Here is a 23,065-nt window from a genome sequence, read left to right as displayed (position 1 = left end):
GGGGCGTTCCATGCATAAAGCGGCTGTGCTGGCGGTGCTGACCGTGTGGTCGGCTTGGGCAGGGGCGCAAACCCCGGTGAACAAAAACAAAACCGTGGCCAGCAAGGCTGCGAGCAAACCCAAAACGTCGGCCAGCGAAGAAGCGACCGCAGCTGCGCAAGCCGAAGCGATTGCCGCGGCTGCAGGCCAACGACCCGCTGCTGCAGTGGGCCAGATGCAGAGCGCCAACCGCCCTGTGCCAGCGCCTGTTCAGGTTGTTGCGCCATCGGTCAGTGCGCCTGTGCCCGTCAAAGCCCTGACCGCGGCCGCACCGTCAGCTGCGCTGGCTTACGCATCTGCGGGTGCGCCGCATGATGCGGTGAGCGCCGAAGAGCTGGCGATTGCCCAACGCGTGCACCAGGGGCATCTGCCTTGCGAGCTGGGCACCAGCATCCGTGTGGAGCACGATGCGGCGCAACCAGGCCATTTCAATGTGCAAGGCAAGGGCTTTCGCTACCGCATGCGGCCCGTGGTCACCAGCACCGGGGCGATCCGACTGGAAGACGCCAAGGCCGGCGCTGTCTGGTTGCAGCTGGCCAACAAGTCGATGCTGATGGACCAGAAAAAAGGCCGACGTGTGGCGGACGAGTGCGCACACCCTGACCAAGTGGCCTACGCCGAGAGCATGAAAACCAATCCCCCGCCCAAGCTGTTCGACACGACCGGCATGGGGCGATAACCCTTTTGATTTTGTTTGACAGGAGAAAAAACCATGTTGCAAGCCTACCGTGAACACGCCGCCGAACGCGCGGCCCTCGGCATCCCACCTTTGCCGCTGGACGCCAAACAGGTCGCCGATCTGATCGAGCTGATCAAGAACCCGCCCGCAGGCGAAGACGCTTTCCTGATGGACCTGCTGACGCACCGCGTGCCCCCAGGTGTGGACGATGCGGCCAAGGTCAAGGCCTCGTTCCTCGCTGCCGTGGCGCATGGCGAAGTCAAGGTGGGTCTGATCTCCAAAGCCAAGGCCACCGAGCTCTTGGGCACCATGGTGGGTGGCTACAACGTGCACCCCCTCATCGAGTTGCTCGACGACGCCGAAGTCGCAGGCGTGGCTGCTGAAGGCCTGAAGAAGACACTGCTGATGTTCGACTTCTTCAACGACGTCGCCGAAAAAGCCAAGGCAGGCAATGCCAAGGCCAAGGAAGTCATGCAAAGCTGGGCCGATGCCGAGTGGTTCACCAGCCGCCCTGAAGTCGAGAAAAAAATCACCATCACCGTCTTCAAGGTGCCTGGCGAAACCAACACCGACGACCTGTCTCCCGCGCCCGACGCCTGGAGCCGTCCTGACATCCCGCTGCATTACCTGGCGATGCTCAAGAACACACGCGAAGGCACTGCGTTCAAGCCTGAAGAAGATGGCAAGCGCGGCCCGATGGCCTTCATTGAGGAGCTGAAGAAAAAAGGCCATCTGGTGGCCTATGTCGGCGACGTGGTGGGCACAGGCTCCAGCCGTAAGTCGGCGACCAACAGCATCATCTGGGGCTTTGGCGAAGACATCCCGTTTGTGCCCAACAAGCGTTTCGGCGGTGTGACCCTGGGCGGCAAAATTGCCCCCATCTTCTTCAATACCCAGGAAGACTCCGGTGCTTTGCCCATCGAAGTCGATGTGACCAAGCTCGAAATGGGCGATGTCATCGACGTGCTGCCCTACGATGGCAAGATCGTGAAGAACGGTGAAACCGTCACCACCTTCCAGCTCAAGAGCGATGTGCTGTTTGACGAAGTGCGCGCTGGTGGCCGTATCAACCTGATCATTGGCCGCAGCCTGACGGCCAAGGCACGTGAATTCCTGGGTCTGCCTGCATCGACCGTGTTCCGCCTGCCTACAGCACCGGTTTCGACCAAAGCAGGTTTCACACTGGCCCAGAAGATGGTTGGTCGCGCCGTGGGTCTGCCAGAAGGCCAGGGCGTGCGTCCCGGCACTTACTGCGAACCCAAGATGACCACCGTGGGCTCGCAAGACACCACCGGCCCGATGACCCGTGACGAGCTGAAAGACCTGGCCTGCCTGGGTTTTTCGGCCGACATGGTCATGCAGTCTTTCTGCCACACCGCGGCTTACCCCAAGCCTGTGGACGTCAAAACCCACCGCGAACTGCCTGCGTTCATCAGCAACCGCGGTGGCGTGGCCCTGCGCCCGGGTGACGGCGTGATCCACAGCTGGCTCAACCGCCTGCTGTTGCCTGACACCGTCGGTACCGGTGGCGACTCGCACACCCGTTTCCCCATCGGCATCAGCTTCCCCGCTGGCTCCGGTCTGGTGGCTTTCGGTGCCGCCACAGGCGTGATGCCACTGGACATGCCCGAGTCCATCCTGGTGCGTTTCAAAGGCGAAATGCAGCCTGGCGTGACCCTGCGTGACCTGGTGCACGCGATCCCGCTGTACGCCATCAAGCAAGGCCTCTTGACCGTGGCCAAGGCTGGCAAGATCAACGAGTTCTCGGGCCGCATTCTGGAGATTGAAGGCCTGCCCAACCTCAAGGTCGAGCAAGCGTTTGAGTTGTCCGACGCGTCTGCCGAGCGCTCTGCCGCCGGTTGCACGATCAAGCTCAACAAGGAGCCTGTTGAGGAATACCTGAAGTCGAACATTGTTCTGATGAAGAACATGATCGCCGACGGTTACAAAGATGCCCGCACGTTGGCTCGCCGCATCGAGAAGGTCGAGCAATGGCTGGCTGCCCCCAACCTGCTCGAAGCCGACAAGGACGCCGAATACGCGCACGTCATCGAGATCGACCTGGCCGAGATCAAGGAACCCATCGTTTGCTGCCCGAACGATCCGGACGACGCCAAGTTCCTGTCGGAAGTGGCCGGCACCAAGATCGACGAAGCCTTCATTGGTTCTTGCATGACCAACATCGGCCACTTCCGCGCAGCCGCCAAGCTGCTGGGCGGCCAGCGCGACATTCCCGTCAAGCTGTGGGTGGCACCGCCCACCAAGATGGACGAGAGCGAGCTGATCAAGGAAGGCCATTACGCCGCCTTTGGCACCGCCGGTGCGCGCACCGAAATGCCCGGCTGCTCGCTGTGCATGGGCAACCAGGCGCAGGTCAAGGAAGGCGCTACCGTGGTGTCCACCTCGACCCGTAACTTCCCCAACCGTCTGGGCAAGAACACCAACGTGTACCTGGCCTCGGCCGAATTGGCCGCGATCGCGTCCAAGATGGGCCAATTCCCCACGGTGGCCGAGTACCACGCCGCCATGGGTGGTGTGAATGCCGATGGCGCAGCGATCTACAAGTACCTGAACTTCAACCAGATTGAAGAGTACGTGGAGACCGCCAAGGGCGTGACCGCCTGATCAGGCCTGACCTGAACCCAGGCCCCGCCAGTGAAAACTGGCGGGGCTTTTTTTCTGGGGTTGGGTGTTGTTGTTCCGTTGCTGGGCGATCTCAATCGGCGATGCGCGATGTCGTGTCGCAGCCGATGCCGCTGGCGATCCAGCGGCGCGCCAGGCGGGCCAGCCAGGGGCTGAACCATTTCAGTCCCCACGGCAAGACATTTTGCGGTTCACTCATGGCGCCACACAGGTAGCGGCGCTCTGTGTCGCTCCAGCGCAGGGCGTTGCAGCGGCCCATGCGCTTGTGCGAGAGGACGATGCCCAAGGGGCAGGGGAACATCAGGCAGCACACCCCGCAGCCATTGCAGGGCTCGCCCGTGCGGGGTTGCGCAGGGGCCTGGGGGTGGATCTCGATGACCGAGACGATGGGGCGGCGGGCCATGTGCGGCTGGGTCAGAACATCCGAGCGATCAGCGCGCCTTCAGCCGGGCCGTCCAGCGGAATCCACACCTTGAGCGGGCTGCCCGGGGCCACGTCGATGGCTTGGCCTTTGGCGTTTTTCATGGCGCTCAGTTGCACCTTGCGGTTGCCGCTGGGGTGGATGACCTCGATCGTGTCGCCCACCGAGAATTTGTTTTTGGTCTCCACTTCGACCCAGCCGTCCTGCACAGCGCGCACCTCGCCCACGAACTGGCTGCGGTGGCCCACCGAGTGACCGGTTTCGTAGTTTTGGTAGTCCTGCGCGGGGCGGCGCTCCAGAAAGCCCGATGTGTAACCGCGCGAGGCCAGGCCGTCGAGTTCGCTGATGAGTTCGGGGTTGAAGGGGCGTCCAGCCACGGCGTCGTCGATGGCGCGGCGGTACACCTGCGCGGTGCGGCTCACGTAATACAGGCTCTTGGTGCGGCCTTCGATCTTGAGCGAGTCCACACCGATCTTGACCAGGCGCTCGATCAGCTCGACGGCACGCAGGTCCTTGCTGTTCATGATGTAAGTGCCGTGCTCGTCTTCCATGATGGGCATGAGCGCACCGGGGCGATTGGCTTCTTCGATCAGGTACACCTTGTCAGCAGCAGGGTGACGCTGACCGTCGCCGCAGGCCGAGAAGTTTTTCTCGGCAGCTTCTTGCTCTTGTTCAAAGCTGAAGTCGCCGTCCATCTTGATCGGTTTGACTTCACCCGAATCGGTCTCGTCGGTGGCCTCTTGCGTGCCGTAGCTCCAGCGGCAGGCGTTGGTACAGGTGCCCTGGTTGGGGTCGCGGCGGTTGAAGTAGCCCGACAGCAGGCAGCGGCCCGAATACGCGATGCACAGCGCGCCGTGCACAAACACTTCGAGCTCCATGTCCGGGCATTCCTGGCGGATTTTTTCCACTTCGTCCAGGCTCAATTCGCGTGACAAGATGATGCGGGCCACGCCCATTTTTTGCCAGAACTTCACGGCCGCCCAGTTCACGGTGTTGGCCTGCACCGAGAGGTGGATGGGCATCTCGGGCCACTTCTCGCGCACCATCATGATCAGGCCGGGGTCGGCCATGATGAGCGCATCGGGCTTCATGGCGATCACCGGCTCGATGTCGCGCAGGTAGGTGCGCACCTTGTCGTTGTGCGGCAGCAGGTTGCTGGTGACGAAAAACTTTTTGCCCCGGGCGTGCGCTTCGGCAATGCCGATGCCGATCTGCTCCAGCTTGAATTCGTTGTTGCGCGCACGCAGGCTGTAGCGGGGCTGGCCTGCGTAAACAGCGTCGGCACCAAAGTCGTAAGCGGCGCGCATTTTGTCGAGCGAGCCGGCTGGCAACAAAAGTTCAGGGGATTTCATCGTCGTCATGCCCTCTATTGTCCAATTTTTGAGGGTCGGTTCACCTTACGGGCACAATCGGCGCATGACTTGGCAGGCAACAGACATCCTGGTGGCGGGCGGCGGCATTGGCGGCTTGGCCGCTGGCGTGGCGCTCGCGCGCACGGGGGCTTCTGTGCGGCTGATCGAGCGCTCTGAGCGCTGGGGCGAAGTCGGCGCGGGCATCCAGATCGGGCCCAACGTGACCCGAATCCTGCAAGGCTGGGGCTTTGCGTCGGAGCTGGCCCAGCTGGCCGCCATGCCCACACGTTTGCAAGCCCGCGACGCCCGCACGGGTCAGGTGCTGGGCACTTTGCCGCTGGGCGAGCGCTCTGTGCGCCTCTATGGCGCGCCCTACGCCTGCATCCACCGCGCTGACCTGCATGCGCTCTTGCTGGCTGCCGCCACGCGCCAGGGTGTGGACCTGCAACTGGGCCAAGGTGCGGCGGGGCTCACACAACAGGGCGATGCGCTGACCCTGCAGACCGATCAAGGCGAGTGTTGGACGGCTTCGGCACTGGTCGGCGCTGACGGTTTGTGGAGCCGCACCCGAGCCGAGTTGGGTTTGACAGATGCGCCCCGGTTTTCAGGTCACCTGGCCTACCGCGCCTTGGTGCCGCAGGACAGCTTGCCCGCGCAGTGGCGCACCGACCAGGTCACGGTCTGGATGGGGCCGCGTCTGCATGTGGTGCATTACCCGGTGCAGGCCGGGCGCGGACTCAATCTGGTGGCGATTGTCCATGGCAGCTTGCCCGCCGATGCACAAAGCTGGGACGCCATGGCACAGCCCGCCAGCCTGTTTCATGCCTTGGGGCCTGTGGCGACGGAATTGCGAGAGCGGCTGCAGGCCATGCAGGGCTGGCGCTTGTGGGCCTTGCATGACCGCCCGCCTTTGAGTGGTCCTGCGCATATGGCAAGGGGCCATGTGGCTTTGCTGGGCGATGCTGCGCACCCGATGCGGCCCTACTTGGCGCAAGGCGCGGGCATGGCGATCGAAGATGCGAATGCCTTGGCCGAGGCCTGGATCGGATCAGGCAGCGTGGCCGAACGTTTGCATCGCTATGCGCAGGTGCGCTGGCAGCGCAATGCCCGCGTGCAGGCGCGGGCAATCCGCAACGGTGAAATTTTCCATGCCCAAGGGCCTGTGGCCTGGGGGCGCAATGCCTCCATGCGCCTGCTGGGTGAGCGGGTCATGGACGTGCCCTGGTTGTACGCAGGGCCTTGAGGGGTCTTGGCTAGAGCGCGTCCAGCTCGCGGTGGCGCTTGAGCGTGAGCCAGCGGGCCTTGAAGGCCTCGGCCAGTTGCTCCACCAGGAACACCGAGCGGTGCTGGCCACCCGTGCAGCCAATGGCCACCGTCACGTAGCTGCGGTGGTCTTTTTCGATCACCGGAATCCATTGCAGCAAAAAATCCTGGATCTGCTGTTGCATGCGCTCGACTTCGGCCGATTGGCGCAGGTAGTCCTGCACCGGGGCGTCCCGACCCGTGAGGGGTTTGAGCGCGCTTTCGTAGTGCGGGTTGGGCAGCATGCGCACATCGAACACATAGTCGGCGTCGGTCGGGATGCCGCGTTTGAAGGCAAACGATTCAAACACCAGGGTCAGTTGCGAAGCGGGGGCACTCACCATGCTCTTGACGTAGGTCTGCAGCTGGGCCGAGCGCAGCAAGCTGGTGTCGATCACGTGGGCGCGCTCGCGCAGGTTGGACAGCAAATCCCGCTCGAACTGGATGGTCTCGATCAGGACTTTTTCGCTTTGCGGCTTGGACTCGCCCGACAGCGGGTGCTTGCGCCGGGTTTCGGAGTAGCGCCTGAGCAAGGTGTCCGAGGTGGCGTCCAGAAAGATCGACTTGACGGTCATGCCCATGTCGCGCAGGGCGTTGAGCTGCTCGGGCATGAGGTGCAGTGATGCCGCGCTGCGCACGTCGATGGCGATGGCCAGACGGGTTTCCTTTTGCTGCTCTTCGAGTTGCACAAAAGAGATCAGCAGCTCGGGGGGCAGGTTGTCGACGCAATAGTACCCAGCGTCTTCGAGGGCATGCAGGGCGACCGACTTGCCGGAGCCGGACATGCCGGTGATGAGGATGATGTCCATGGTCAGCGCTCGGTGGCTTGGCGGGTGGGGGCAGGGGTGAGCATTTCGCGGGCGTGGGCCAGGGTGGTGGCCGAGAGTTTTTCGCCGCCCAGCATGCGCGCGATTTCGCTCACGCGCTCTTCGCCCGTGATGGCGGCCACGCCGCTTTGCACCTGGCCTGCGACCAGGCGCTTGCTCACCACCAGGTGGTGGTCGGCGCAGGCGGCGACCTGGGGCAGGTGCGTGACAGCCAGCACCTGGCGGTGGCGACCGAGTTGCTTCATCAGGCGGCCCACGGTTTCGGCCACAGCGCCACCCACGCCGGAGTCCACTTCGTCAAAGATCAAGGTGCCGGCTTCGCCCAGCTCGCTGGTGGTGACGGCAATGGCCAGGGCAATGCGCGAGAGTTCGCCGCCCGAGGCCACCTTGCCCACGGGGCGTGGCGTGCTGCCCGCGTGGCCTGCCACCAGAAAGCCGATGTCTTCGAGCCCATGCTGCGCTGGGGCTTCGCTTTTTTGCAGGCTGACCTCGAAGCGGCCGCCTTGCATGCCCAGCTGCTGCATGGCGCTGGTGACGGCTTCGCCCAAAGGCTTGCACGCTTTCTGACGCTGCTTGGACAGTTCTTGTGCGGCTTTCAGGTAGGCCGCATGCGCCATTTGCTCGGCCGCTTCCAGGCTTTGCAGGTCGCTGGCTGCATCGAGTTGTGCCAGCTCTTGCCGCCATTGGGCCAGCACGGCAGGCAACTCTTCAGGTGGGCGTTTGTAGCGCCGGGCCAGCGATATCCACAAGCCCAGCCGTTCGTCCAGCCGGGCCAGGCCTTCGGGGTCCAGATCGGTGTTGCGCAGGTAAGCGTGCAGGCTGTGGGCCGCGTCTTCGGCCTGGGCCTGGGCCGAGGCCAACACTTCGGCCAGGCTCTGGAATTCGGGCTCCACCGCCGCCAGGTCTTGCAGGCTTTGCGCCGCGCGAGCCAGCAGCGCCAGGGCACCGCCGTCGTCCTCTCCTTCCAGGCTGGACGCGGCTTGCTGTGCCGCTTCGATCAGGGCCTGAGCATTGGACAAACGGCTGTGCTGCTGGTTGAGCTCCTCCCACTCGTCGGGCTGCGGCCGGAGCTTGTCCAATTCACCAATTTGCCAGGCCATGCGTTCGCGTTCGTTGGCCAAGGTGTTCTGGGCTTGCCGGGCGGCTTCCAGGGTGCTGAGGGCTTGGCGCCATGCGTACCAGGTGGTTTTGACCGGGCGGGAGTCCGCACCTGCATAGGCATCGAGCAGACCGCGCACGGCGTCTGGCCGGGTCAGGCTTTGCCAGGCGTGCTGACCGTGGATGTCCAGCAGCAGTTCGCCCAGTTCCCTCAGCTGCGTGGCGGTGGCGGGGCTGCCGTTGATCCAGCCGCGGCTTTTGCCACTGCTGTCGACGGTGCGACGCAGCAGCAGGGCGTCTTCGTGCCCAAAGCCAGCGTCCTGCAGCCAGGCGGTGGTGACGGGGGATGTCTCAAACTCGGCACAAATGTCGCAGCGGCTGGCGCCTTCGCGCACCACGCTGGCTTCTGCGCGCGCGCCCAGCGCCAATTGCAGGGCATCGATCAGGATGGACTTGCCTGCGCCGGTTTCGCCAGTCAGTGCACTGAAGCCGCTGGACAGGTCCAAACTGAGTTCGTGCACGATCACAAAATCGCGCAGGGTGATGTGCGTCAGCGCCACGGCTCAGTTGCCTCCCTCGTTCCAGTGCATTTTCTTGCGCAGCGTGTCAAAGTAGTTCCAGCCCTCGGGGTGCAAAAAGCGCACCTTGTGTTCGGACCGGCGCACGGTGATGCGGTCACCGATCATCAGCTCGGCCAGCGACTGCATGTCGAAGTTGGCACTGGCGTAGCGGCCAGACACGATCTCCAAGCTCACCTCGGAGGTCTCGGGCAAAACGATGGGGCGGTTGGACAGGGTGTGCGGGGCGATCGGCGCCATGACCCAGCCGCCAATGGAAGGGTGCATCAGGGGGCCGCCCGCCGACAAGGAATACGCGGTGGAACCTGTGGGGGTTGAAATGATCAAGCCGTCGGCCCGCTGGTTGGCCACAAAACGCCCGTCGACCTCGACCCGCAACTCCAGCATGCCCGAGGTACCGCCCCGGTTGACCACCACATCGTTGAGGGCCAGGGCATCGAACACGCAATGTTGGTCCCGCACGACCTTGGCATGCAGCACGCTGCGGTCGTCAATCTGGTAGCGGCCTTGCAGCATAGGTGCCAAGGTGTTCTGGTAACCCCCGATGGGGATGTCGGTGATGAAACCCAGCCGCCCCTGGTTGATGCCGATCAGGGGGAGGCCATGGCTGGCCATCTGCCGACCCACACCCAACATGGTGCCATCGCCACCGATCACCAGCCCCAGGTCGCACTGGGCCCCAATCTGCTCCATGTTCAGCGCAGGAAAGCCGCTCAAACCCGTATGAACAGCGGTGTCTTTGTCCAGAACCACCTCGCAGCCCTGGCGCGCCAGAAATTGCGCCACATCGTCGAGCACCTTGCGGGAACTCTCCAGAGCACCCCCGGTGACGGTGGCGTGGTATTTGCCAAACAGCGCAACATGACGGAATTTGGATTTCATGGGCAAATTACATCATTAAAATGAGCCCATGCTCGATGATCGTGCCAAGTTATTGCTCAAAGCGCTGGTCGAACGCTATATCTCCGACGGCCAACCTGTGGGGTCCAGGACTTTGTCCAAGGCCTCGGGCCTGGATTTGTCGCCAGCGACCATCCGCAATGTCATGGCGGACCTGGAAGAGCTGGGGCTGATCGCCAGCCCTCATACCTCTGCTGGGCGCATTCCGACCACGCGGGGTTACCGCCTGTTTGTGGACACCATGCTCACGGTTCAGCGCGACGAGTTGCAAACACCAGCGCTCACGCCCGACCAGCCGCAGCGGGTGATTGCCAACGCTGCCCAGCTGCTGTCCAACCTGTCGCAGTTTGTTGGGGTGGTGATGACCCCGCGCCGTGCTTCGGTGTTCCGCCACATCGAATTCATGCGCTTGTCCGAGCGCCGCCTGCTGGTGATCATCGTGTCGCCCGAAGGCGATGTGCAGAACCGCATTCTGTTCACCGATACCGATTACACGCACAGCCAGCTGGTCGAGGCCTCCAATTACCTCAACACGCACTTCGCGGGCATGGCGATCGAGCAGGTGCGGGGCCGTGTGCAGCAGGACCTGATCAAGTTGCAAGGCGAGATCGCGGCCTTGATGCAGGCCGCCGTGCAGGTCAGCACCGAAGCCCTGACCCAGGACCAGAACGAGGTGGTCATCTCGGGTGAGCGCAACCTGTTGTCGGTCAGCGACTTTTCGAGTGACATGGGCCATTTGCGCCGGGCGTTTGAGTTGTTCGAGCAAAAAACCCAGCTCATGCGCTTGCTCGATGTTTCCAGCCAGGCCGAAGGCGTGCGCATTTTCATCGGCGGAGAAAGCCAGATTGTGCCCATGCAGGAGCTCTCGGTGGTGAGTGCGCCTTACGAGGTCGACGGCCAGGTGGTGGGCACGCTGGGCGTGATTGGCCCCACGCGCATGCCTTATGACCGCATGATCCAGATCGTGGACATCACCTCCCGGCTGGTCAGCAACGCGCTCAGCCAGTCCAAGTGAGCTCCGGCGGCCCACTACAATCAGGGCTTCGGTTGGGGCGTTAGCTCAGTTGGTTAGAGCAGAGGACTCATAATCCTTTGGTCCACGGTTCAAGTCCGTGACGCCCTACCATTTACCACCCATGAACTGTTCTCTAAACCGTTCATGCATCTCGTTGCGGCCCTGTAATGGCGCCATTTCTGAAAAAGTCTCTTGGCCGTGGATGGCCAGGAAATCGAGGATGGCCGATTTTTTTCCCTCGAAATCTCTCTCTTTCTCTGTTTTCTCTTGGTCGAGGCCAAGAGGTGAGCCTAGGTTTCATGCGGGTTGCAGCTCAGTAGTTTGATGTAAATCTTGCTTCCCACGATTGACTAGAGTACAAAATTCATCGCTGACTTGGGGGGAGGCAGAGTCCGAACAGGCTGGCTTCGGGCGCTAAAGTTTCACAGCCCCATAACCACGATTGCCGAGGCCTGAAGTTCACCACATTGTGAAAAACGCCTGACCTTTGTCTCCTATAAATCGGACGTTCGTTGGTTGCTGGTGTTGTCGATAGGCTGACCGGAAGAGGCACCTTCCAGCGGCCCTGCCATTGATGGTGAAAACGCCGTGATTCGTTGAATTGAACAACAAGACCGCCCACATCCGGTCATACACTCGCCTTTGGGCAAGCGAAGCGTGCAAGCCCGGATCAACAAGCCGAGCCGGAGGATGTATCCGAGGGTAGGGTCGAATGGCCGCGATTCGACACGAAGCGGGAGGTGCAGCCTGCGAGCCCAACAACGGAACGCCGGGACGGCGTTGATGTGGTTGGTAGCTATTCCACAGAGGTAAGCACCGAACCACGACCTGAACTCTGTACCAATTCGACATACAGAGCTTTTCGCCCGACGATAACAGCAAGCATTGGCCGCTTGTCCTGCCGCTTCGCAGATAAGCGGCCCCATTCCAATCTATCGAGACTAGATGGATGAGGATGGTCTTCCGGATGGGAATGCCATTCGCCCAGATAACGAACGGTTCCCTGACTCGCCATCCATCGAGACAGGGCGATGGCTTCATGGCCAAACGGCATTCGCTCGAACAGGTGGCGAAACCGTTTGTCCCAAGCCGTGGGGACCGTTGCTTGCTGAATGAGCATATGTGCTCCGTGAACCGATCCGAGCAGAAGCCCGCCAGCTTCGCAGTCGGTATCACTGGCTTGAACATATTGACAGAAAGTCTCCAGCGTTGGCTCCGAGAAATGCAGCAACGCTTTTTTGTCGTCAGTTGCCCAAGAACTCATGAATTGCATATAGGGCACTCCCGATCCCGTAGTGGATCGCAATCGGGCGTGGCAAGCTGATGGGTGCGATCAATTAGTCTGGTTCGCAACCCAGGGAAATAGACGCCGTTGGCCCAGTCAAGTGCCATTTCAGCGCCCAGGCTGGCAGCATGCACCGATACCGATGCCGGAAAAGGCACATACAAGCCCTCGCATCCATGGCCCGCCAAGATGGTGGGAAGAGGATCAAGGGTCGAGCGAAGTTCGCCTCTCCTGTTGCTGTGCCAAAGGCATCGGTAGCACGCACCTGATGCGTTCGTTCTTAAGAGCGCACGCACAGTCGTGCCCGGCCCTTCGATCCAGATGGAAAGCATCGGCGTTGGAGCCCGATAGCGGCCAGACAGCCAATGTCCGAGAGATTCTTCACCGGTGGCATCGATGAGCAGATCCAGCTGTCCCAGTTGGGCCTTCCTGACATCCACGGGGAGCGCATGAACCTCAGCGCCTGGTGCCAGGCGCTTGAGTTCTTTCGCCATCGCCTCGGCCTTGTTCGATAACAGGTCTGGGAACCCAAGTCGATGCCGCCCGATGTTCTGCGGAAGCAGGCTATCAAAATCTACCAGCGTGAGCTTGCCTCCGCAGGTGCCTGCCCCAGCCTTGACCAACATGTCCGAGAGGTACCCGCCGATTGTGCCGCAACCCACAAGTGCGATTTTTTTGCCCGCCAGCGTATTCGACTTGGGAATGTTGCGCTGGGCCAGATACCGGTCATCGATCCGGATCACTGTGACGGGCATCGCCTTCAGCCCATAGATCGAATCCCTGCGGTCAGCGAGCTTGGTTTTCTGCGTCAACGTTTGGTGATCAAAGAGCACAGCAAAGCCATAGGTCATCAGCGGCGATTCGATGATGATCAAGACGCCATTGGCTTTTTTGTTTTGCCCTTCCTTGATCCGTTCGTGAATCTTGCGCCGGCACCGAGGGTCTAGGGTGCTTTGCCAAGCCAAGATGTCTCCCACGGTTTCGGGTGGCCAGTGGCTAGTCAGCGGTCGGGGTTGTGCCGTGGTCTTGACCCGGTAGGTCAGCACCGTTTTGTCGGTGACCTGGTAGCCGAGTGACTGCAGCTTTTTTGTTGTTCGATTTTCGTTGTCGGTGATAAACCAGAGAGGATTTCCATTGGCTTGCGCGACGATACAGTTTTGCCTTCCCAGATTTTCACCTTGCATGTCCACGAAGCAAAGCCAGCCGTTCCAGTAGGCAAAGAACTCTTCGACAAGATCCTCGACCATTTCGCCTTTCAACATCTGCCCGAGCACCGCGGCCGCACGTTGTAGGCATGCCAGGGATTGTCCTACAGGGTCGTAGATGTCCAGCACGACGGTCCCCTTGGCTAGATAGCAAAGGCCGCCATCCGCGCCAAGGTGAGGAACTACGTTAGGCAGTGCATGCGGTATTTCAAGCAGCCGAATGCGAGGCAGATCGAAGAAGGTGGGGTCGAGCTGAACCTCACACGGAAACCCCTTGTCTAATCCGGGCGGGGTCAACGGCCCCCGCAGCTTGAACCAGCCGTCGTCCGTCTTACCGACAAACGTGAAGCTTTGCTGCTTGAAGGCTTCGATAACGTCCGCGACTGCGGCGACGCTGCTCATCCGGCTTTCGTTCGCCCGACCAATTCACTCGGACCAGCCGCGGCCGGAGCTGCAGCGATGGTGGCGGCAACGGATACCACCTTGACCCGATCTGGTTCGTTCGGAAAACGTGGACCGAATTCGCCTTGCATCCAGATGCAAGCCTGTGAAGGGCTACCGGCGTCGGTAGCTCCGCGCAGCACCTTTTCCAATGCTTCGAACGCTTTCGCGGCCTCTTCGACGCTCTCTTTACCAAGGCGTGCAGTAAGCGACTCTGAGTCATCAACGGGATTGTTCACCCCCGCACGCAGCCTGGCCGGCAATGCTGCGACGACATCTAGCAGCGCCAGATCGTCACGCCGTTCCCGTTTCTCGAACAGCGGAGCCGCAGCGGCCATCAGCAGAATCGAAGCCGGCCCGCTGCTGGGCCATCGCCAATCGCGGAACGCCTTCAAGTAGCGAATTACGCGGCGGAACTGTTCGCCCTTGGCCTCCACTTCGCCCAGGAACCATTCTTTGACAGTCCTGGGGTCGGAGGGCATCCAGTTGCACTCGCGGTGAGCCAGGAGCACTTGGTCAGCGGGCAATGCTGTCCAAGCATCCCGCTCTGCCATATTCACCGCCTCCGACAGCGAATCGTAGCCGTATCGCTCCGTCGAGGCTTTCGTAAGCGTGGCGAATTCTTCGTCGGGAATGGCGTACAGCGGAATGTCGATGTGGGCATACGCTGCAATGACGATCCGGATGCAGGTTGGCTTGTCGGTGACGAGCTTCCAACGCTTTTCCTCGACCAGCGGCTTCAATGCTTCTTCTGCTGCGGCAAAGAGCACCGTTGTAGCCCTGCTGGGGCGCTTCGTCTGCGAGACGAAATTCAATGGCAGATAGCAACCATCATCGACATCAGCCTGCTGGGGCTGTTGTGCCGGGCCATTCAAGGTCTTGTAAGCCCACGACCCTTGCGTGAAGAAACGCGGTTGCGGAACGTCTTCCGTGTACCCGCGTTCGTGTAACACACGTGGAATGCCGGTACGCAGGCAGTTCCTGACATTACTTCGGGCGCTGGCAATCCAGGCTCGTTGCTCAGGCGTCAGATCCAGCTCGTTATGCATGCAGGATTCGCCATCGACAGTGGTAAAAAAAAGTGGGCTAAGGTTCAGCATGCGGCCTCCGGTACATTCTTGTTGGGGCCGTGATAAAAGGTGGGGGCGCCAGCCTGGTGCGCTCGAAAAGGTTGGAATTGAGGGTCGCCAAGCGCGCGCTGCGCTGCGTGGCTGCCGCGGTCCTTCAGCGTATTCGTGGCTCCGATCGAAACTCGGTCCAAGGCCTTTACATCCTTGCTTTGATCGGGCGTGGCTTTGTCGTCGATCTGGAAGTAGTTGCTCCCCAAGGATTGCCGCAGCATGTAGTCAACCGACGATTCCTGAGCGGAGATCACGAGGTCGAACAGCCCTCCGCGCCACTTGCCGAAGCCGCGGTCGAGGCTTGCGCCGCCGCGGACCGTTGCACCGATCGTCATTGTGCCGATCGACAGCACCCGGACCAGTGCATTCTGTTTCGGTGCAAGAAACGTGTTGACTTCGTGCAGCCCGAACAGTCCGGGCGCGTTGCCAACCAGCCCTCCATCCACAAATACACCACGGTCGTTGCGCGCCAACGGAAAGTAAACGGGGGCGGCGGCGGTAGCCAGCGCCACATCGACGATCTTCAGGCGGTGATCTAACTCAAAGGTCGGATGGTGGGGAGTCTTGAAGAACTGCCCACGCCCCGTCGAATAGTTGACGGTCGGCACGAGAACACGGTGCTTCAAGTTGCCGATCGTGGCGTCTTGGAAGCGCTCGGTCAGTACATCCCTCAACCCAACCGAGTCGTGCTTGGCTGTCAACCAGAAGCCCAAGAGGCGCCTCGGAAGACTACGGCAACCGAAGATGCGAGAGCCCTCTCGTTCGAACAAGGCTTTGAGTTCAATGGCGGGTATTTCAGAGGCCAGCCCCAAGGCCAGCATCCCGCCTGCAGAAGTGCCGCAGATCAGGTCGAAGTGCGAAGCAATGGAGCGGCCCAGCACGGCTTCAAGCTCAGCAAGAACTGTCGCTGTGTACAAACTGCGATAGCCGCCCCCAGACAGGGCAAGTACATGGTAGGTGGGCACGCCCGTCATGGCACTTAGCCCTTCGGTGGGAAAGAGTCGCTGCCGTGACTGTCCTTGTCACGGATGCGACCGTCCGGACGGTGGATGACCAGTTCAGACTGTTGGTTGCGCGCTATTTCCCTCGCTGCGTCAATGGCCTGTTGTTGCGTGTCGTGCACGGAGGTTGCCCGCTGATTGCCGGCGCCCTTGACGGCCCAACCGTCCTGGTGAGGAACTACGTGCTGATTTTTGCCTGTCATAGCGAATTTCCTAATGTTGAACCATCGAGACCTCGGCCAGCTGGCCGTGTTGCCAATGACTACCGGTTGAAGCAAAATTCGTTGCTCTTGCAGACAACGGGTGCGTCAAGCCAAATCAACTTGCTACATTCGTAAAATTCATTTTTGTTGTCTGGCTGGACAACAATGTATCAGACTTGGTGCTAGACTGCAAATAGTGGGCTTGGCGCCACAACGCAACTACTGCGGATCGGACGCACAGCGGTGTCCGCCGCAGCCACAAGGAATGACGGATGTCACAAACAGGCCTGGGCGTCGCCCTCAAGACGCTGCGTGAACGCAGAACCCTCTCGTTGCGCGAAATCGGTCAACTATCCTCAGTAGACCATGCGTATGTCCACCGGCTGGAGTCCGGAGAGAAAGCAAACCCCTCATCTGATTTAGTCGAGAAGCTGCTGAAGGTTCTCAAACCAGGTGAAAGAGATGCTGCGCTGGTGATGTGGCTTGTTAACCATGCGGAGGTCGATCCCCGCCTTGTTGAATTCGTTCTGAACGAACCTTCCATCAGCATTGACATTTTTTCGGCTGCAGCGGGTGTGAGGCATCGTGGAACCACAAGGCCCGATCCCGCGATACTGATTGCCCGGATACAGCGAGCATTCGAGGACGACTGAACATGGATGAAGCGGATGTCATGCGGAAAGCTCGGGCCTTTGTTGCGAAGGTTGATGTCTCCTGCATCCGAGAAGACCTGACGGCCTATGTGGTAGCGGCCAACGCTAAGGTCAAGAAAGAGGAGCTTGATGAGGGGGAGTCCGGCTACACGATAACCAAGCCGAATGGCAAGCATGTGATCATAGTGAATTCGCTGGAGACGGAAGAACGCCAACGCTTCACCATTTGTCACGAAATCGCGCATATTGTCCTAGGGCTGGAATCGAGCCACGAAGAGGTGCCTTCCTGGTCCTATGCGAAACGGCATCCAAACGAAATCGCGTGCGATACCTTCGCCGCTGAATTGCTGATGCCATATCAGCAATGGCTGTCGCTTGTACCCAAGGAGGAACCTTCTCTGGAGCTGATCCAGTGCATGGCGGCGCTTTTCAGCACATCATTTCCTGCCGCAGCGTCGCGATTCGCCTCCCTCAGCGACATCCCTTGCGCCTTTGTCACCATGGAGCGCGGTGCAGTACGCTACGCGGCACGCTCCACCAGCTTGCGGCAGGCGGGCGCTTGGATCTCTCCCAGATCTGCCATCCCCGTCGGCTCTGTGGCTCACCGTCTCCGTTCTTCAGGCAGCAGTGCTGTTGATACGGATGAGGTTGCGCAAGACATCTGGTTCGACAACTGGAAAAAGGGCCTAGACCTGCGGGAACTCTCCAGACACTACCTATGCACAGATACCACGACTTCTCTGCTGTGGTTCGACAGCGAGGATTTACCCGCGGTCGAAGTGAATCGCTTTGGTGTACGCGTCGAGGACGATGGTGGCTTGGCTGAGCTTACTGGGCAACTGCCTTGGCCTGGGCGGAGCCGGCGTCGTTAGCAAAGCATGGCCAACGGCGACGACTCTCGGGCACATCAACCACAACCCACGCTATTCAAGGACGACTGATGGGCGAAGCTTCGAAGCTGTTCAATGGAAACACCGACCAGACTCTCATCGGACGCGTCACCCCGACGACGGAGCAACGAGAATTCCTGCGGCAGCAATGGAACGACCTCGCTGACCACTTGAAGCAGGCGCTTGCCAAGCACGGCTACACCATTTCCACGTGGCTTCAGGGATCTTACAAGTACGCCACGCTCATCAAGCCGGTTCACCTCGGTGAAGAATATGACGTTGACGTCGGCTTGTACTTCGAGTGGGACGACGATCAAGACGTAGAACCAACGCCCAAGCAGCTCAGGGACTGGGTTCAAGTCGAGCTTCTTGAGTACGAGAAGGTGTGCGAAGAGTTGAAGAAGGTGGAAGTGCCGCCTAAGGAGCGCTGCTCCCGCGCCTCATACATTCGACAGTTCCACATTGACACTCCGGTTTATCACCTCAACACAGATTCTGATGTCCGGCGTTTGGCTTGTATATCGGGGAAGTGGGAGCACAGCGACCCGAAGAACCTCTACAAGTGGTTCAAAGAAGCGGTCAGCAGCGACGACCGTGACCAGCTTCGACGGCTTGTTCGGTATCTCAAGGCCTGGGCTGCCGTCTCATTTGACGAAGCCCCTGACTCCCGGCCATCTTCCATCTTACTGACAGTCGTCGCCACTGAGGCCTATCAGGAACTGTGGGCACAGCGCTTTATAGGTTTGGCTGATGACGATGCACTCGTAGCAGTAATCAAGAAGATCCACGACCGATTTTTCGATGAGCGCAAGGTCGAGAATCCGATTGACAAGAACGAAGACCTTAATCGAATGTCGTCGGAAGCATGGGATGGATTCCTGCCCCGGCTAGCCGCGCTGCAAGACATTGCCGAGCGCGCTGGCGGCGCTGAAGACGAGGCGTCGGCTGCACTTATTTGGTCGGAGGCATTCTCGTTTCTCATGCCCCTGCCTGAAACCGACCAAGTAGAGATGGTCGACGAAAACTCCGGTCGAGCAGTCATGCAGTTGCCGGAGGTTGAGGTCAAGGTGTTCACCTGGAATCCTCGTCGCCTTGTGGCAACGCATCGCAACGAGGTGCCCGGTGTGGCAAAGGACAGCGCGCTCTCATTCACTATCGTCAACCCGCACGTGGTGCCGGAGTTCGCTATGGTCGAGTGGACTGTCCGCAATGAGGGCTCAGAGGCCGACCAGCAAAGCGACTTGGGACACCGACAGGTTGGAATGCGTCTGCTTATCGCTGAGGAGCACACCGCCTACGTGGGGAGGCACTTCATGGACTGCGTCGTTCGCCTTAACGGGCAGGTTTACGCAGTTCGACGCGTGCCGGTCACCGTCCGCGACGTTCGGCATGTGGAACGTAACCCGCCGAGACCACCCTATACAAAACTTCAAAGCCTTTTTCGCCGGCGCCGGTGACACCTCGAGTTCGCACAGTTAAGGGTGTCGTTGGTACGGTGTGACCTGCCTTGCCTTACCAAAGAATTGAGCCTGCTGCACATCATCAGCCCCAATGACTCGAGTCACAACCCTGGAGGGGTGTTCAAACCAGTCTAACCGTTACACGGAAGCCGACATTGACTCGAGGCGCGCTTTGTATCTCAGGGCATCCGTAAACGAGCGAATGTCGTCGCAATCTCGTGTCAACAATGTGAGGTGTATACGTCCAGTGGACGGCGAATTTGTCCAGTAGTCACCTAAGAGTTCCTTGTCTTCGCCCCCGAGCACTAAATCCCCGTAGCCGAGGGTAGCCTTGTTCTCTGCGTTAGCCCTTCTGGTCATCTGATAAGCGTAACGCAGGCTTGCATCTCCGGTCACCGGATGCGCATGGAGCGTTTCGAGGATGGATTCACCTGGTAAAGCTGATGTGTACGACTTGATGGACAAGGTCAGGTAAGTCTGCCTGATGACGAAGGCGATAGGAATAGGAGAAAGTGGAGGATCTCCTGGGTTCTTGACATAGTCCGAGTGAAGCTCCCCCCACCATAGTCCGTGAACCATCCGACGGCCTAAGAGCTTCGAAAGCCATGGGTGTTTCCACTTAATCTTGCGCACTACCAGGATGACAAGCGTCGGTGCCGCCAAGGCGGCAGAAATCGCCTGCCCAAGCACCGAAATGGGAGAGTGTTGATACGTCGCCCACCGAGTCGCCACGACTAAGGCAGCGGCAATTGCCCCTAAGACCGCAGAGAGCTTCGCAAGCCGAGCTAGATCAGACGAAGTGATGCTCAAAGGAATCATCGCAACTGCTCTTCGAAGATCTTGATGCCGCACTCATAGACGACACCAGTCCCGTCCTTTGCCATAAGAGCCGCAGCCTCAATGCCATGGGCTCTAGATGCCAGTTGTGCCGACATGTGTCGTGCACCGGCGGTTAGCTGTAGGCCTGATTGATCAGGAGGAATTGCAGGAGCGATAAAACGGCACACATGTGTAAGTGCAAAGCCCTGAGCGGCGACGAGATGAAATCCGTCGTGAAGCAACGATGACGCACGGGACGCCTTTGCTAGGAAGGCCCCGATAGCGTTCACTCCAAAGATGGGCAGCGAGTGAATCGAGTCCTGAGGAACACTCAACGCCAGATGCGGCAGGCTTGAGAGGTCGCTATAGCAGATGAAACCTACCCCGGAGAAGTCGGCCGCGGCCTCCTCGGCGACGCGACGTAGGAGTTCGATGCAAAACGAGGAGTGTTTCAGTCCGGGCATAGTAGTTTCATGCGATTCTAGCTGCCAAGTTATTGGCGAGGTCTACCAGTTGATGCCGATAGATTGTCTCAACGCGGACTTCCTAGACCCTCCGATTTACTGAATTGCAGATGGAGGTGTACTGCTCCTTTGGAGCCGTTTCTACTGGTGCATTCGATTTGCACGTGAATTTGAAGGTGCAGGGTGTGGCCCGGATCCCCGGTCCACCAGATCACCGACTCATTGGCTGTCGGCGATGGCTTGAAACTTTCCGTGTTGCTCACTCCACAGGGCCGGAATGGTGTGTTTGGTGAACCAGTGCAGGTTCAGCCCCTTGGGCTGGGTGCCTTGAAGGATGCTGTCGATGATTTTGGGATCCAGCAGCGTCAAGCGCATGCATTCATTGACGGTGGCCTGATCCAGGCCCTCCTGCCTGGCAATTTCGACGCCACTGCGCACGATGCCCTCGTCGATGAGTCGCTGCCAGTAAAAGGCGCGTGTGAGCCCTTCAACCAGTTTGGTGTCCGGTAGTTGAGCGTGGTCTTTGATCACCTGGGCGACGTTTTCTGGGGGCTCAACAACGCTGTGCCCACCGCGTTTGACGAACTTCAGTGGTATGAAGGTGCTGAACTCCACTTGATTTGAGGTGCTGGCCACGCTGTTGCCCACCGACTGTGCGTTATTCATGCGATCTCCAATTCACGCAGGTCATATTCCAGCTTTTCATATCCGGCCAGGTTCTTTGGCGGCAGGCCGATCAGTGCGCCCCAGGCCTCAAATCGCCAGTCCAGATGCAGGCCTTCTGGGGCGACGGTGATGCGTTTGATCAGCGTGCGCACGATGTCCTGTTTGGCTTGCGTGGCCAACTGGTCCCATATGCCCGCCGTGTTTTTGAAGAACAGCACCATGGCCTCAGGTTCGGTCAACTTGGGGTTGAGGCTGCACACCTGCTCCCAGCATTTGTGGACCATCTGACCGGAACGCAGTACCTCGAGCACCTTCTCCATCACGGATTTCTCGATGCCCGCCGCAGGCAGATTGGTAAATTCCACGGTGCCAGCTCCCATTTTTTGGTTTTTGTTGACCACGTAGTAGCGGTACAGCTTGCCGCTGGTCTTGCGGGTGGCCATCGGCAGGTAGAGGTCCCCATCGGCCGTAAACATCATCCCGCGCAGCAAGAAGCCGTGCCTGCATTTCTGACCGAAGGTGTCGCGAGCCCGGTCCCGGCTGTTCTGGGCCATGATCTCTTGCACGCGGTCCCATTGCGACTGATCAATCAAGGCCTCGTGCTGGCCTGGATAAAAGTCGCCCTTGTGCCCAATATCGCCGATGTACAGTCGGTTGTGCAGGATGGTGTAGAGAGCCTGCTTGCTCAGTGGCTTGCCGTTCTTGCTCGTGACGCCTTGCTCTACGAGCTGCTTGACCATGAGGGTGGTCGAACGTGTTGCAACAAACGAGTCAAAGATTTGCCGCACCACCTCAGCCTCCTCTGGCACCACCACCAACTTTCGGTTGTCCACGCAGTAGCCCATCGGCACTTGACCGCCCATCCACATGCCTTTGCGCTTGGAGGCGGCGAATTTGTCGCGAATGCGCTCACCAGTCACCTCGCGCTCGAATTGAGCGAAAGACAGCAGGACGTTGAGCATCAGGCGTCCCATGGACGTGGCTGAATTGATCTGTTGGGTGACGGAACTGAAGCTGGCCTTGTACCGATCAAAGAGCTGAATCATCTTGGCAAAGTCAGCGAGTGACCGCGAAAGCCGGTCAATCTTGTAGACCACCACGATGTCGATCTTGCCGTCCTGGATGTCTTGCAAGAGACGCTTGAGCCCTGGGCGATCCATATTGCCGCCGGTGAAGCCCGGGTCTTCGTAGTTATCTTCGACTTGCTCCCAGCCCTCGGCGCGCTGACTGGCGATGAATGCCGCGCCAGCTTCACGCTGGGCATCGATGGAGTTGAAGGTTTGATCCAGCCGTTCGTCCGAAGAGACGCGGCAATACACCGCGCAGCGCTTGAGAGTGACTTGTTGCGTCTCGCTCATGTCTTCTTGCCTTTCAAGCCAAAGAAGGCCGGTCCGGACCATTGCGTGCCGGTGATCAACTTGGCAATGGCCGACAAACTCTTGTACCGCTGACCGTCGAATTCATAGCCACCCGTGGGGAGCACCGTGACCTTGTATTGGTGGCCATCAAATTCACGCATGAGTGTGGTGCCCGGGAGCAATGTCCGGGTGGATGGGGCAGCGGTTTCGATCTTCGAGAACCGGGCACCGTAGTCGGCCAGCATGTCGCGGGTACTGCTGGGCAGGGCGCCATAGGCCTGCTCTTGCAGCTTGTAGATCAAGCGTGACTCGATGTGTGTGCGGTTAGGCCGGGCCGGGCGGTGCATAAAGAATTGATCCCACAGAGCCCAGAGCTCGGGCATTTTCATGGTCGGGAGCGCGTGAAGCTTTTCGGAGATTTGGTTGGCGCGCAGGATGTCGCGCATCGGCGGGGCGGTGTTTTTCAAGACTGTGATTCCAGGTGTGTAGACGGGTTTGCATTGACGCTCTGGAAGGCATGGAAGTCGAGGAACTTGTCTCGATCAGTCGCATATACCCAACTGCTGTTCGCCTGTGTAAGGGCTTGGTGTTGATCTACGACCGCTTGTGCGAACAGGTGAGCGATTTGCGAGAGGGAGAGGTACC

General features: G+C 59.9%; 22 protein-coding genes and 1 tRNA gene. 8 read left to right on the top strand and 15 right to left on the bottom strand.

The genetic code is table 11. From position 1 onward, the window contains the following. The first annotated feature begins 10 nt into the window (after positions 1-10). Both IC609_RS14835 and acnB read left to right on the top strand, forming a co-directional pair. Positions 11-718: a hypothetical protein gene (locus tag IC609_RS14835; protein ID WP_225224230.1), complete on the top strand. Its 708-nt coding sequence runs from the start codon at positions 11-13 to the stop codon at positions 716-718. 33 nt (positions 719-751) lie between these two features. Then, positions 752-3,343 carry a bifunctional aconitate hydratase 2/2-methylisocitrate dehydratase gene (acnB, locus tag IC609_RS14830; RefSeq protein ID WP_191820308.1) on the top strand — a complete coding sequence of 864 codons (2,592 nt, stop codon included), beginning with the start codon at positions 752-754 and terminating at the stop codon, positions 3,341-3,343. 91 nt (positions 3,344-3,434) lie between these two features. On the opposite strand, the gene IC609_RS14825 is transcribed toward acnB, so the two are convergent. Next, positions 3,435-3,764: a hypothetical protein gene (locus tag IC609_RS14825; RefSeq protein WP_191820307.1), complete on the bottom strand. Its 330-nt coding sequence runs from the start codon at positions 3,762-3,764 to the stop codon at positions 3,435-3,437. An 11-nt stretch (positions 3,765-3,775) separates the two neighbouring features. Further along, a complete protein-coding gene (gene trhP, locus IC609_RS14820; RefSeq protein ID WP_191820306.1) occupies positions 3,776-5,143 on the bottom strand; it encodes a prephenate-dependent tRNA uridine(34) hydroxylase TrhP in 1,368 nt (455 codons plus the stop codon). A gap of 55 nt (positions 5,144-5,198) precedes the next feature. Here trhP and IC609_RS14815 point away from each other — a divergent pair, with 55 nt between their 5' ends. After that, complete coding sequence (locus IC609_RS14815) at positions 5,199-6,377, top strand: FAD-dependent monooxygenase (RefSeq protein ID WP_191820305.1); 1,179 nt, start codon at positions 5,199-5,201, stop codon at positions 6,375-6,377. Positions 6,378-6,387: 10 nt separating this feature from the next. Here IC609_RS14815 and rapZ read toward each other — a convergent pair whose 3' ends face one another. The 3 genes from rapZ to IC609_RS14800 are packed head-to-tail and all read right to left on the bottom strand — an operon-like array spanning position 6,388 to position 9,821. After that, positions 6,388-7,251 carry an RNase adapter RapZ gene (rapZ, locus tag IC609_RS14810; protein WP_191820416.1) on the bottom strand — a complete coding sequence of 288 codons (864 nt, stop codon included), beginning with the start codon at positions 7,249-7,251 and terminating at the stop codon, positions 6,388-6,390. After that, a complete protein-coding gene (gene recN / locus IC609_RS14805; RefSeq protein WP_191820304.1) occupies positions 7,248-8,921 on the bottom strand; it encodes a DNA repair protein RecN in 1,674 nt (557 codons plus the stop codon). The genes rapZ and recN overlap by 4 nt, the downstream gene beginning before the upstream one ends. 3 nt (positions 8,922-8,924) lie before the next feature. Beyond that, the gene (locus IC609_RS14800; RefSeq protein ID WP_191820303.1) at positions 8,925-9,821 is read right to left on the bottom strand and encodes an NAD kinase; all 897 of its coding nucleotides are present in this window, start codon (positions 9,819-9,821) and stop codon (positions 8,925-8,927) included. A 28-nt stretch (positions 9,822-9,849) separates the two neighbouring features. On the opposite strand from IC609_RS14800, the gene hrcA reads away from it, so the two are divergent. Together hrcA and IC609_RS14790 are read left to right on the top strand one after the other, a co-directional pair. Then, positions 9,850-10,854, top strand: a complete 1,005-nt coding sequence (gene hrcA, locus IC609_RS14795) for a heat-inducible transcriptional repressor HrcA (RefSeq protein WP_191820302.1) — start codon at positions 9,850-9,852, stop codon at positions 10,852-10,854. Positions 10,855-10,888: 34 nt separating this feature from the next. Further along, a tRNA-Ile gene (locus IC609_RS14790) sits at positions 10,889-10,965 on the top strand. A gap of 685 nt (positions 10,966-11,650) precedes the next feature. On the opposite strand, the gene IC609_RS14785 is transcribed toward IC609_RS14790, so the two are convergent. From IC609_RS14785 to IC609_RS14765, 5 genes are read right to left on the bottom strand one after another with little or no spacing between them, the layout of a single operon-like run. Then, positions 11,651-12,127 carry a Mov34/MPN/PAD-1 family protein gene (locus IC609_RS14785; RefSeq protein ID WP_191820301.1) on the bottom strand — a complete coding sequence of 159 codons (477 nt, stop codon included), beginning with the start codon at positions 12,125-12,127 and terminating at the stop codon, positions 11,651-11,653. Beyond that, positions 12,115-13,746 (bottom strand): ThiF family adenylyltransferase, encoded by a 1,632-nt coding sequence (locus tag IC609_RS14780; protein WP_191820300.1) that lies wholly within the window; start codon positions 13,744-13,746, stop codon positions 12,115-12,117. Before IC609_RS14780 ends, IC609_RS14785 begins: the two co-directional genes overlap by 13 nt. Further along, positions 13,743-14,885 carry a CBASS cGAMP synthase gene (locus tag IC609_RS14775; RefSeq protein ID WP_191820299.1) on the bottom strand — a complete coding sequence of 381 codons (1,143 nt, stop codon included), beginning with the start codon at positions 14,883-14,885 and terminating at the stop codon, positions 13,743-13,745. The genes IC609_RS14780 and IC609_RS14775 overlap by 4 nt, the downstream gene beginning before the upstream one ends. Then, positions 14,879-15,880 (bottom strand): CBASS cGAMP-activated phospholipase, encoded by a 1,002-nt coding sequence (locus IC609_RS14770; protein WP_191820298.1) that lies wholly within the window; start codon positions 15,878-15,880, stop codon positions 14,879-14,881. Before IC609_RS14770 ends, IC609_RS14775 begins: the two co-directional genes overlap by 7 nt. Positions 15,881-15,885: 5 nt before the next feature. Beyond that, entirely contained in the window at positions 15,886-16,110 is a 225-nt protein-coding gene (locus IC609_RS14765; protein ID WP_191820297.1) for a DUF2188 domain-containing protein, read from the bottom strand. A gap of 272 nt (positions 16,111-16,382) precedes the next feature. On the opposite strand from IC609_RS14765, the gene IC609_RS14760 reads away from it, so the two are divergent. The 3 genes from IC609_RS14760 to IC609_RS14750 all read left to right on the top strand — a co-directional run bounded on the left by IC609_RS14760 (position 16,383) and on the right by IC609_RS14750 (position 19,110). Next, positions 16,383-16,763, top strand: coding sequence for a helix-turn-helix domain-containing protein (locus IC609_RS14760; protein WP_191820296.1), 381 nt, complete (start codon positions 16,383-16,385; stop codon positions 16,761-16,763). A 2-nt stretch (positions 16,764-16,765) separates the two neighbouring features. Beyond that, positions 16,766-17,635: an ImmA/IrrE family metallo-endopeptidase gene (locus IC609_RS14755; RefSeq protein ID WP_191820295.1), complete on the top strand. Its 870-nt coding sequence runs from the start codon at positions 16,766-16,768 to the stop codon at positions 17,633-17,635. 68 nt (positions 17,636-17,703) lie between these two features. Further along, positions 17,704-19,110 (top strand): cyclic GMP-AMP synthase DncV-like nucleotidyltransferase, encoded by a 1,407-nt coding sequence (locus tag IC609_RS14750; RefSeq protein ID WP_191820294.1) that lies wholly within the window; start codon positions 17,704-17,706, stop codon positions 19,108-19,110. Between the two features lie 141 nt (positions 19,111-19,251). Here IC609_RS14750 and IC609_RS14745 read toward each other — a convergent pair whose 3' ends face one another. From IC609_RS14745 to IC609_RS14725, 5 genes are all read right to left on the bottom strand, one after another. Then, entirely contained in the window at positions 19,252-19,932 is a 681-nt protein-coding gene (locus IC609_RS14745) for a hypothetical protein (RefSeq protein ID WP_191820293.1), read from the bottom strand. Further along, a complete protein-coding gene (locus tag IC609_RS14740) occupies positions 19,929-20,396 on the bottom strand; it encodes a hypothetical protein (RefSeq protein ID WP_191820292.1) in 468 nt (155 codons plus the stop codon). The genes IC609_RS14745 and IC609_RS14740 overlap by 4 nt, the downstream gene beginning before the upstream one ends. A 219-nt stretch (positions 20,397-20,615) precedes the next feature. Next, on the bottom strand, positions 20,616-21,062 hold the full coding sequence (locus IC609_RS14735) for a hypothetical protein (RefSeq protein ID WP_191820291.1): 447 nt from the start codon (positions 21,060-21,062) through the stop codon (positions 20,616-20,618). Continuing rightward, a complete protein-coding gene (locus IC609_RS14730; protein WP_191820290.1) occupies positions 21,059-22,420 on the bottom strand; it encodes a recombinase family protein in 1,362 nt (453 codons plus the stop codon). The genes IC609_RS14735 and IC609_RS14730 overlap by 4 nt, the downstream gene beginning before the upstream one ends. Continuing rightward, positions 22,417-22,887: a DUF2924 domain-containing protein gene (locus IC609_RS14725; RefSeq protein WP_225224229.1), complete on the bottom strand. Its 471-nt coding sequence runs from the start codon at positions 22,885-22,887 to the stop codon at positions 22,417-22,419. Before IC609_RS14725 ends, IC609_RS14730 begins: the two co-directional genes overlap by 4 nt. Positions 22,888-23,065 lie beyond the last annotated feature (178 nt).

The sequence above is a fragment of the Limnohabitans radicicola genome (assembly GCF_014837235.1).
Classification (GTDB): Bacteria; Pseudomonadota; Gammaproteobacteria; order Burkholderiales; family Burkholderiaceae_C; genus Limnohabitans_A; species Limnohabitans_A radicicola.
This window is presented reverse-complemented; position numbering and strand designations above follow the sequence as displayed.

What these genes read in the sequence shown, in the direction of transcription:
- IC609_RS14775 (WP_191820299.1), bottom strand. Translation starts at nt 14,885, where the DNA reads ATGCTGAACCTTAGCCCACTTTTTTTTACCACTGTCGATGGCGAATCC.
- IC609_RS14770 (WP_191820298.1), bottom strand. Translation starts at nt 15,880, where the DNA reads ATGACGGGCGTGCCCACCTACCATGTACTTGCCCTGTCTGGGGGCGGC.
- IC609_RS14750 (WP_191820294.1), top strand. Translation starts at nt 17,704, where the DNA reads ATGGGCGAAGCTTCGAAGCTGTTCAATGGAAACACCGACCAGACTCTC.
- IC609_RS14735 (WP_191820291.1), bottom strand. Translation starts at nt 21,062, where the DNA reads ATGAATAACGCACAGTCGGTGGGCAACAGCGTGGCCAGCACCTCAAAT.
- IC609_RS14755 (WP_191820295.1), top strand. Translation starts at nt 16,766, where the DNA reads ATGGATGAAGCGGATGTCATGCGGAAAGCTCGGGCCTTTGTTGCGAAG.
- acnB (WP_191820308.1), top strand. Translation starts at nt 752, where the DNA reads ATGTTGCAAGCCTACCGTGAACACGCCGCCGAACGCGCGGCCCTCGGC.
- IC609_RS14760 (WP_191820296.1), top strand. Translation starts at nt 16,383, where the DNA reads ATGTCACAAACAGGCCTGGGCGTCGCCCTCAAGACGCTGCGTGAACGC.
- IC609_RS14815 (WP_191820305.1), top strand. Translation starts at nt 5,199, where the DNA reads ATGACTTGGCAGGCAACAGACATCCTGGTGGCGGGCGGCGGCATTGGC.
- IC609_RS14825 (WP_191820307.1), bottom strand. Translation starts at nt 3,764, where the DNA reads ATGGCCCGCCGCCCCATCGTCTCGGTCATCGAGATCCACCCCCAGGCC.
- IC609_RS14740 (WP_191820292.1), bottom strand. Translation starts at nt 20,396, where the DNA reads ATGCCCGGACTGAAACACTCCTCGTTTTGCATCGAACTCCTACGTCGC.
- trhP (WP_191820306.1), bottom strand. Translation starts at nt 5,143, where the DNA reads ATGACGACGATGAAATCCCCTGAACTTTTGTTGCCAGCCGGCTCGCTC.
- hrcA (WP_191820302.1), top strand. Translation starts at nt 9,850, where the DNA reads ATGCTCGATGATCGTGCCAAGTTATTGCTCAAAGCGCTGGTCGAACGC.
- IC609_RS14780 (WP_191820300.1), bottom strand. Translation starts at nt 13,746, where the DNA reads ATGAGCAGCGTCGCCGCAGTCGCGGACGTTATCGAAGCCTTCAAGCAG.
- IC609_RS14800 (WP_191820303.1), bottom strand. Translation starts at nt 9,821, where the DNA reads ATGAAATCCAAATTCCGTCATGTTGCGCTGTTTGGCAAATACCACGCC.
- IC609_RS14765 (WP_191820297.1), bottom strand. Translation starts at nt 16,110, where the DNA reads ATGACAGGCAAAAATCAGCACGTAGTTCCTCACCAGGACGGTTGGGCC.
- IC609_RS14745 (WP_191820293.1), bottom strand. Translation starts at nt 19,932, where the DNA reads ATGATTCCTTTGAGCATCACTTCGTCTGATCTAGCTCGGCTTGCGAAG.
- IC609_RS14785 (WP_191820301.1), bottom strand. Translation starts at nt 12,127, where the DNA reads ATGCAATTCATGAGTTCTTGGGCAACTGACGACAAAAAAGCGTTGCTG.
- IC609_RS14730 (WP_191820290.1), bottom strand. Translation starts at nt 22,420, where the DNA reads ATGAGCGAGACGCAACAAGTCACTCTCAAGCGCTGCGCGGTGTATTGC.
- IC609_RS14835 (WP_225224230.1), top strand. Translation starts at nt 11, where the DNA reads ATGCATAAAGCGGCTGTGCTGGCGGTGCTGACCGTGTGGTCGGCTTGG.